Origin of the sequence: Sphingomonas panaciterrae (assembly GCF_036890205.1) — a bacterium.
Taxonomy (GTDB): domain Bacteria; phylum Pseudomonadota; class Alphaproteobacteria; order Sphingomonadales; family Sphingomonadaceae; genus Sphingomonas; species Sphingomonas panaciterrae.
In genome coordinates this window covers 1-7,908 of the sequence record NZ_JAKNQR010000024.1, presented here as the reverse complement: position 1 = coordinate 7,908, position 7,908 = coordinate 1, and the positions used below count along the sequence as shown (strand labels likewise).

Genomic DNA, 7,908 nt, shown 5'->3' with positions numbered 1-7,908 from the left:
GAAGCTAACTTATCAGCGGCCTGAAAACGGGGAGCAGGTCAGGCAGGTGAGTGTGTCGGGCTGCGATCCACTAGGACGCTACCTCGGGCAGACGAACGTGCCGAGTGCTTGCTATAAGACGTTCCGTAGCGGTCTCATCGAAGCATCGAAGCAGCACGACCTCCGAGCCGTTGTCTTTGGAATGCGGTGGACCAACAAGCTTTCCAACTTCGTGAAAACCGCCCAGGATAACGGTCTTACGACAACCGTGGCGTTGAAGGCCTTCCAGCAAGCCGCTAGGCTCACCATCCGCGACATCCACAACATCGTTGGCGAGGACGTGCGGATCATAGTGATCGGGTCATTGCCCGATTACGACATCTGGCCGGCAACGTGTGTCGCGCGTGCAGCCAAGCTTCACCAATCGTTGTTGGTTTGTGAAAATACCGAGCAGAGGAATGACATCTGGGGGATCGCGGCTGATAATATTCTTTCCGATTTGGCAAGCGAACAGGTAGAAGTGATACTACCACGGAACAGATTGTGTTAAACTGGTAAGTGTAATGCAATCGAAAACAGAATGGTGCTGTTCAGGGATGATGATCACTTGACGAATGAAGGTTCAGATTACTTAGCGGGGTACTTTCGCCCGTTTATCAACGTCGCATTGCAGAAGAGAAGTGAGCAGCATGTGTCTGTCAGACCAAGCCGCAAAATTGCGATGACGTCGGTCGTCAAAGGGCGTAGTGAGTGAGTGGGAGCCAGTACCAACCAGGTATACAGTCGCTGCTTGCGGCCGTTGGAAACCGCTGACACGTTGCGCGTCATGCTGGCCTTGTTTGTCGAAGTTGACGAAACCGTTCTGGCTTTTCCATCCGTGCAAGCAGCACAGCGCTATTTAGAAGCTTACGACGGTCTCGACGTTGTGTGCCCGCGTGCGTACGGCCCGATGGGTGAACAATTTCTGATCTCTATCACGCAAAGGTCGGTCATCATCAGTGCGTCGGATGCTCCGCCAGACGTAAACGGCTTAATGGCTATGCTGAGGCGTTCTTTAGCTGCGAAAGGACGGCCGGTTCCTGATACTGCTGGTCTTTCCGATCTGATGGCCGCCGCAGAAGCTATCCGGAACGAGCGTGATCCTGTTGTTGAGCGCCTTTCTGAGCCCGTTCCTTGGTTCCGCTGCTTGCTGATCCTGCTGGTAGGAACCGCCTTGCTGTTGCTCCTCCGGTTGTAAGTGGATCAGCAGCTATCCAGCATTCCAGCTGTTTTCAGACGGCGGCGCCACATTGGAAGACTGTCTAGCAGATGCTGTCGCGTCCGTTGTGCGTTCATGAGCGCACGCGCGCCAGCACCCGGGCGGCGACGCCGCTTTGTACGTGGAGCTGACGCCCGTAGCGCAGGGCGGTTGATGGAGAGGACCAGCGCAGGGTGAGGGCTATACCAGCGCCGTCCTCTCCAGCGGCGAACAGATCCTGGGTGAGCCCGACACGCAAAGAGTGAGTGGACAAGGCGGCGACTGCGGCGCCGAGCTCTCCTGGTGGAATGTCGACCAGCCCCGCCGCCGCGGCAGCGAGCGCAATCCGTCTGTAGATAGCCGTAACGCCCTGTCGCGAGAGCGGGCGGTCGCCCACAGTATATGTGACCAGTACCTTTGCGTCGTCCGATGCCTCCCCCCAGCGCGCGTCGGCGAGTTCCTTGGCGCGCTGCCGGCGACGATCAATCCCGACCCGCCGGAACAGGATACCTTCGCTGATCCCACTTTCTGCGCGCCAGACGGCGATGCGGCGCATGGTATCGGCCGACAACCAGGCCCAGGCGCCGATTCCTTCCTGATCGGTTTTCGAGCGGGGCAGGTGGAGCAGCCCAGTTCCATCGCTTTGCGGGCGCAGGTCCTTGATCTCGATGGCGGTGAGCTCACTTACCCGCAATCCAGCATCGTACCCGAGCGAGAGAAGGGCGGCATCGCGAATTCCTTGTAGGTCGCCGTTGCACGCTTCTAACATAGTCGCGATGGTGAACCCGCTGGCGCCACCAAGATTGCCGCCAAAGCGTAAGGGAGCGGCTTGGCGCTGCCCGGCGCCTTTGCGACGGCGGTGGGCGCGTAGTGCGTTGCGCACCATCGGCGCTGACGTGGGCGGCATCTCACCACTCAGGTCAAGCATCCGGTGCGCGGTTGCGAGGCTGGCAATCCGGCGGGCGAGCGTCGCCGGCCTTTTGCTGTCTGCTTCGAGCGCGCGCAGGTAGCGCACGAGGTCCTCCGGTTCGGCGGGAAGCGGACGGCGCTGCTCGTGGGAGCACCAGTCGAGCCAGCAGTCGAGATCGGCAGCAAGAGCCAGCTTGGATGCCGGCGCCATTGCCTCGAGCGCGGTTTCGAGGCCGATTACGCTGACCGGCGCCATATCGTCGGGCGCAGCTCGTCCGAGCGCTTCGATAAGACGTTCGTCGGGCGTGAGCGCATGGACGCGGCGCCCCTGGCGACGGGGTAGCGGACCGCTTCCGCGAACCATGATCGTGGTCGGGTGGTCACGTGAAGCCGTGCTGACACCCGGCGGGGTCTGTGGAGCTGGCGATGCTTCGTTGTAAACATAGGGTGCATCATGCTCCACCCTCGCTGACGTGGCAGCTACGCAGCTTTCAGCCTCGTCGTCATGCTCGTGCCACACGCCCTGCCCTCCCGCTCTGTTCTGCGCAATAACCATTCTGTTGCTACCATAATGCGCGATTATGGAAAGTTCCTCAACAGCGAATGATATAAGGGGAGGGGGCATGTCATTGCGTGCTCTGGCTGGCACTAAAGCGACCGTGTTGAGCGTAGGCTACGGTACGCCTAGAATGGCATTCTGAAGCAGATACATCGACAGGTTGTCAGCATGACCGTTCAAGTCAATATCACGTCGAATGGGCGCATGAGCCTTCCAGCGGACATCCGCAAACGCCTGGGACTCACCACGGGCGGCGCGGTCTACCTTGATGAAACGGAAGACGGCGTCGTGCTGCGCACCGCGGCACAATCGGTGGCGCGTGCGCAGGCGCTTGCCAAGCAGTTCACCGATGGCAATCCCGATGCCTCGTTGGATGCGTTTCTGGCCCGACGTCGCGAGGAGAGCGGCGAATGAGCGACGTCGTGCTCGACGCGTCCGCGCTCATCGCGATGCTCAAGGGGGAACGCGGCGCTACCAAGGTCGCAGGTGCGATCGCCGGAGCGCGGATCAGCAGCGTCAACTACGCCGAGGTGGTTAGCCACTTCATCCACGTCGGCATGCCGGAGCGCGACGTCGATGCCATGCTAGATCCGTTGCCAATGACGATCGTGCCGGTCGATAAAGCGCTTGCTCAGCTTGCCGGGCGTTTGCGCGCGGTCACTGCTGCAGCAGGGCTCAGTCTTGGTGATCGCATCTGTCTTGCCTTAGCCCGGCGCGATGGCCTGCCTGCGTGGACGAGTGATCTTGAATGGAAAAGGGTCGCAGACGCGGCCCAGGTCAAGGTCGTTACTGTTCGCTAAGCGAAGCGGCATGCCACGGGGACGTCGGTTGGTCGAAGCTCCCTTCGCAGATGCGGAAGGATCGGGCTGGCGGTCGGAAACGGAAGGCGCTCGACCATGTCGGCGCGATCCGGCAAATGAGGAAGTCACCGGCCTGTTGCACTGGTTAGGGCAGCATTATCGAAGCGGGCCACCTCTGCTGTAAGTGCTACAGGCCGAGCCCGTTTAGCCCATCTATCTCCATGCAGCGTGCAGCAATCGTCGAGCCAGCGAGCCTGTCCCATATGGGATAGGCTCGCCGGTGAACTATGAACCTTTGATCATGCTCAATGACCGATGCCGCAATAGCGCAAGCCTTCATTCTCGACCATGTCGCGTGGGTAAATATTACGAAGATCAACCAGGACCGGATCGCTGAGCAGCGACTTCACGCGCTTCAGATCGAGCGCACGAAACGCTTCCCACTCAGTGACAATTACCAGTGCATCGGCGCCATCCATGGTCTGGTACGCGCCGTCACAATAAGCAATGTTGTTCAGAACTTTGCGCGCCTGCTCCATTCCTTCAGGATCATAGGCCCGGATATCGGCGCCGGCGTCCTGGAGTGTTTGTATGATGGCGATGGCGGGACTATCCCGCATGTCATCGGTGTTCGGCTTGAACGTGAGGCCGAGCAAGGCAATTGTTTTGCCTCGCACTTCCCCGCCCATCGCCTGGATGACCTTGCGACCCATGGCACGCTTGCGATTGTCGTTGACTGCAACCACCGTCTCGACGATCCGCTGCGGCGCCTCATAATCCTGCGATGTTTTGAGTAGCGCGAGCGTATCCTTGGGAAAGCACGAGCCGCCATAACCAGGTCCTGCATGCAGGAACTTGGATCCGATACGATTATCGAGACCAATGCCCCGCGCGACGTCGCGAACGTCGGCGCCTACCTTCTCGCACAGGTTGGCGATCTCATTGATAAAGGTGATCTTGGTGGCGAGAAACGCGTTTCCGGCATATTTGGTGAGCTCGGCTGATCGGCGGCTCATCTCCACAATGGGCGATTTGTTGAGGTACAGCGGGCGATAAACCTGCTTCATCACCTCCAGTGCCCGGGGGTTGTCAGACCCGATGACAATTCGGTCGGGGCGCTTGAAGTCAGTGATGGCCGCGCCTTCCCGGAGGAACTCGGGATTGGAAGCAACCGCGACGTCGGCGCTGGGATTGGTTTGCCGAATGATCCGTTCGACTTCATCACCGGTGCCGACGGGGACCGTGGACTTGTTGACCACCACGGTGAACCCGGTCACAGCGCGCGCAACTTCCTCCGCTGCTGCATAGACGTAAGACAGATCGGCATGACCATCGCCACGGCGTGATGGTGTGCCCACGGCGATGAAAACCGCATCGGCGTCTCTGACGCCTTCGGTAAGGTCGGTGGTGAAGCTCAGCCGATCCGCGGCGACATTGCGGGCGACCAGATCGTCCAGGCCCGGCTCGTAGATCGGCATCCTGCCCTGCAGGAGAAGGTCAATCTTGCTCTGGTCCTTGTCAACGCAGACCACCGTATGGCCGAAATCTGCGAAGCATGCTCCGGAAACCAAGCCAACATAGCCAGAACCAATCATTGTGATCTTCACGGCCGCAACTCCCCCTAGGCGAGAACGGCAGCGTGGTAGGCGGAAAGCGCTCGCACAAAAAGCCCGAAACGTGCCGCGCTGCACCATAACGGGATGGACCGGGTCGACGACCCGACAGCAGCTCGCGCGTCGTCTCGCCGTCAGAACAAGAGTGCAGCAGCGCCCACTATTATTCCCCAGCTAAATGCGACCCCCGCGATCAGCACGCCGAGGCGAACTGCACCCGGCCAGCGACGCACGACTGGTTCGGCAAAGGCGCTCCCTATGCGGGCGTGCATACGACCCACCGTCGACTGAGGAGCGACCTTTATCGGCCGGTGTGAGAGGGTGGGAACCGAAGCAAGGCGGCGCTTTAGCAGGGACAAGGGAGATCCTTTCGCCCACCGCGTATCCGGCAAAGCTTAATGGGGCCTTACAAATTTGCTGCGCTTGCGCTCTTTTCCGAATTTCGGAAAATCGAGGGCTGATCTGCCCGCGGTTGGCCAACCCCGCTTCGGTTTAGCCGACAATCCTCACGGCTCATCCAACGACATGATTGATCTGCCAGAGGCAAAAATTCAGGGAACAAATCGCATAAGCTCGTTATCGACATCGATGTAAATAAAGAATCGTAGAAATTACAGTAAGATGAATGGCCAGGCTACATAGCTACTAACCAAAATCAGGGGAGCAAAACGCAGACACAAAATGTCACAATCAAAGTAACGTCGATTATGGGACAGTCCGTTACTTTTTGGCGCTGAATCAAAGGCTGACTTTGCGCTGCAAAACAGTTAGGGCATTTCGATGCGGCTAGTGGAAACGCTTGGCTGTGGGGTCGCGGGTGGTGAAGTGCAGTAAGCGCGAAGCGAAGGGGGTAAGCGGAGCGCAGTATCCTTCTTGTCATTAATGACACAATGAGGGGATCAGATGGCTAGCGAAGCGACGGAAGTACTCGAATACGCCTGGCCCGGTACGCGGAGCAATGCGCTTGATCTCGGCGTAACCCGCCTGCTCGATATTGCCGTGAGCCTGTGCGCCATCGTCCTGATTGCGCCGCTCTTGGTGCTGATCGCTGCTGCGATCGCGCTGTTTGATCGAGGACCCATTGTTTTTGCGCAGCCGCGTGTCGGCCGCAACGGGCGGATGTTCGCGTGCTTCAAATTCCGCAGTATGGTTGTGGATGCTGATCTGCGACTGGCGGAATATCTCGCCGAATCCCCCGAAGCGCAGGCGGAATGGGATAGAGACCACAAGCTCAGGAACGATCCACGGATTACCAAGCTTGGGCTCTTTCTTCGCAAAAGCAGCCTCGACGAGTTGCCGCAGCTGTTCAACGTGTTGCGTGGCGATATGGCCCTGGTCGGACCGCGTCCCATCGTGACAGGCGAGATCGTGCGATACGGCCGCTACTTTGCTGATTATTGCGCGGTAAAACCGGGTATTACTGGCCTCTGGCAGGTAAGCGGCCGCAACGATGTCAGCTACCGGCGGCGGGTTGCATTGGATACCTGCTACGCACGATCGCGCTCGCTAGGATTGGATCTCAAGATTGCTGCCAGGACGGTACCAGCCGTTCTTCGTGCGTCGGGCTGCTACTGACCGGTAAGGCTCCGTCCGGGCCTCATATGGGGGATGGCTTGTGCAGGCATCTTCAAACAATCTTTCTGAACATGGATGAGGTTGATGCCGGCGCCCTGCTGCAAGCGCGAATTGATCTGTTTGAGCGCGCGCTGAGCTTGTTGGCTCCGCCGCCTCTGTCCTCATTTGCGGATCACCACGCTACGATCGCGCGCGTTGTGCGTGCCGATTTGTCACGCGAGGAACATTTGAAGCACGCCTGTTTCCAACACTAGCCACTAATGGCGATGTCCACGTGCCATGAAGAGCAAGATCTGACACCAATCGGACGAATTAGCTAGCGCGTCCGGATGGAGCGCACAAAGGCGATGACGCGCTTTGCCAAGTCCTGCTCTTCGGTTCTCAAGTGCGCATTGGGGGCATCCGATTTTGACCGAGCCTGTTGGTACCGGGTGCGTTCGAACTTGCATGCTGTTTGCGCGCTAAGTGCTATTTCCGCTGCTGTTCTCGCGCCAAACGCTTCTACCTGCGCATAGGAGAGCATGCACTCCAGCCATGCCGTTTTCGCAGGCGGAGCGCTAGACGCAAGGATCGACGCTGCGAGTGAAAGCAGGATCATCGGCCAAGGCTAAGCGCGATCAAGTGGGCCGTCGAGCCGTGTTGATAACAAAAGCGAGCTTTCTGTCGCCAACTGTCAGCGGATGAGCATCCTACCTCCTGCTTGTCCTCGGACCACGATGCGTTAGCTCTGGCGTCATCTGAACTGCGCCATCTTCCTCCCACCCCCGCGCCAACCATCCGATTTCCGCCGGTAGCGACCGCTCCTGTGCCTCCGACCGGTTTAACAGCTATGCTGGCGCAGCAAAGCGTAAAAGCGGGGGCTCCGCCATCCAAACGAATCCAGGTGGGATAGCTTACATTCGGGTTTGGGATGAAATCGACATAACCATTCTCCAGCGACCGGCTGCCAGTTTTAGACGATAGAACGGGGAGTTGATCCGTACGTGCGTGATTGCAACATGATGGCAGTCGTGGTTAACTTGGGTCTTCGACGGACCCGACTTTAGCCGGGTGGCTCGGCCCGGCGCCTATCCCCGGGACAACCATAGCGAGTGGGCCTCGCTTCCGAGGACGGCCGAGTACAGTCAGGCCGGTCGCCATCGCTATCGCGATCAGGTTATTTTATGACATTGCTGCTTCGCTCCGATGCGAATGGTGACCTGCTCCCCGTTTTCAGGCCGCTGATAAGTTAGCTTC

General features: G+C 58.9%; 7 protein-coding genes and 1 other annotated feature. Of the genes, 5 read left to right on the top strand and 2 right to left on the bottom strand.

Annotated features, from left to right (window positions below):
- Both L8F96_RS18335 and L8F96_RS18330 read left to right on the top strand, forming a co-directional pair.
- Nucleotides 1–529, top strand: a 529-nt coding sequence (locus tag L8F96_RS18335; RefSeq protein ID WP_334656996.1) for an SGNH hydrolase domain-containing protein, incomplete at its 5' end; no start/stop codon positions are given.
- Between the two features lie 267 nt (nucleotides 530–796).
- On the top strand, nucleotides 797–1,216 hold the full coding sequence (locus L8F96_RS18330; protein WP_334656995.1) for a hypothetical protein: 420 nt from the start codon (nucleotides 797–799) through the stop codon (nucleotides 1,214–1,216).
- A 94-nt stretch (nucleotides 1,217–1,310) separates the two neighbouring features.
- Here L8F96_RS18330 and L8F96_RS18325 read toward each other — a convergent pair whose 3' ends face one another.
- Nucleotides 1,311–2,489 carry a tyrosine-type recombinase/integrase gene (locus tag L8F96_RS18325; protein ID WP_334656997.1) on the bottom strand — a complete coding sequence of 393 codons (1,179 nt, stop codon included), beginning with the start codon at nucleotides 2,487–2,489 and terminating at the stop codon, nucleotides 1,311–1,313.
- 363 nt (nucleotides 2,490–2,852) lie between these two features.
- Here L8F96_RS18325 and L8F96_RS18320 point away from each other — a divergent pair, with 363 nt between their 5' ends.
- A complete protein-coding gene (locus L8F96_RS18320) occupies nucleotides 2,853–3,098 on the top strand; it encodes an AbrB/MazE/SpoVT family DNA-binding domain-containing protein (protein ID WP_334656994.1) in 246 nt (81 codons plus the stop codon).
- Nucleotides 3,095–3,484: a type II toxin-antitoxin system VapC family toxin gene (locus L8F96_RS18315; protein ID WP_334656993.1), complete on the top strand. Its 390-nt coding sequence runs from the start codon at nucleotides 3,095–3,097 to the stop codon at nucleotides 3,482–3,484. Before L8F96_RS18320 ends, L8F96_RS18315 begins: the two co-directional genes overlap by 4 nt.
- Nucleotides 3,485–3,789: 305 nt before the next feature.
- On the opposite strand, the gene L8F96_RS18310 is transcribed toward L8F96_RS18315, so the two are convergent.
- Entirely contained in the window at nucleotides 3,790–5,091 is a 1,302-nt protein-coding gene (locus L8F96_RS18310) for a UDP-glucose dehydrogenase family protein (RefSeq protein WP_334656992.1), read from the bottom strand.
- A gap of 909 nt (nucleotides 5,092–6,000) precedes the next feature.
- On the opposite strand from L8F96_RS18310, the gene L8F96_RS18305 reads away from it, so the two are divergent.
- Entirely contained in the window at nucleotides 6,001–6,672 is a 672-nt protein-coding gene (locus tag L8F96_RS18305) for a sugar transferase (RefSeq protein ID WP_334656991.1), read from the top strand.
- Nucleotides 6,673–7,701: 1,029 nt separating this feature from the next.
- Nucleotides 7,702–7,756, top strand: a sequence feature (sul1 is cis-regulatory element that is thought to sense ions involved in sulfur or methionine metabolism; They are found in Alphaproteobacteria).
- The last annotated feature ends 152 nt before the right edge of the window (nucleotides 7,757–7,908 follow it).

Excerpts from the sequence above, each read along its gene's own strand:
- L8F96_RS18325 (WP_334656997.1), bottom strand. The coding sequence starts at position 2,489 with ATGGTTCGCGGAAGCGGTCCGCTACCCCGTCGCCAGGGGCGCCGCGTC.
- L8F96_RS18320 (WP_334656994.1), top strand. The coding sequence starts at position 2,853 with ATGACCGTTCAAGTCAATATCACGTCGAATGGGCGCATGAGCCTTCCA.
- L8F96_RS18315 (WP_334656993.1), top strand. The coding sequence starts at position 3,095 with ATGAGCGACGTCGTGCTCGACGCGTCCGCGCTCATCGCGATGCTCAAG.
- L8F96_RS18305 (WP_334656991.1), top strand. The coding sequence starts at position 6,001 with ATGGCTAGCGAAGCGACGGAAGTACTCGAATACGCCTGGCCCGGTACG.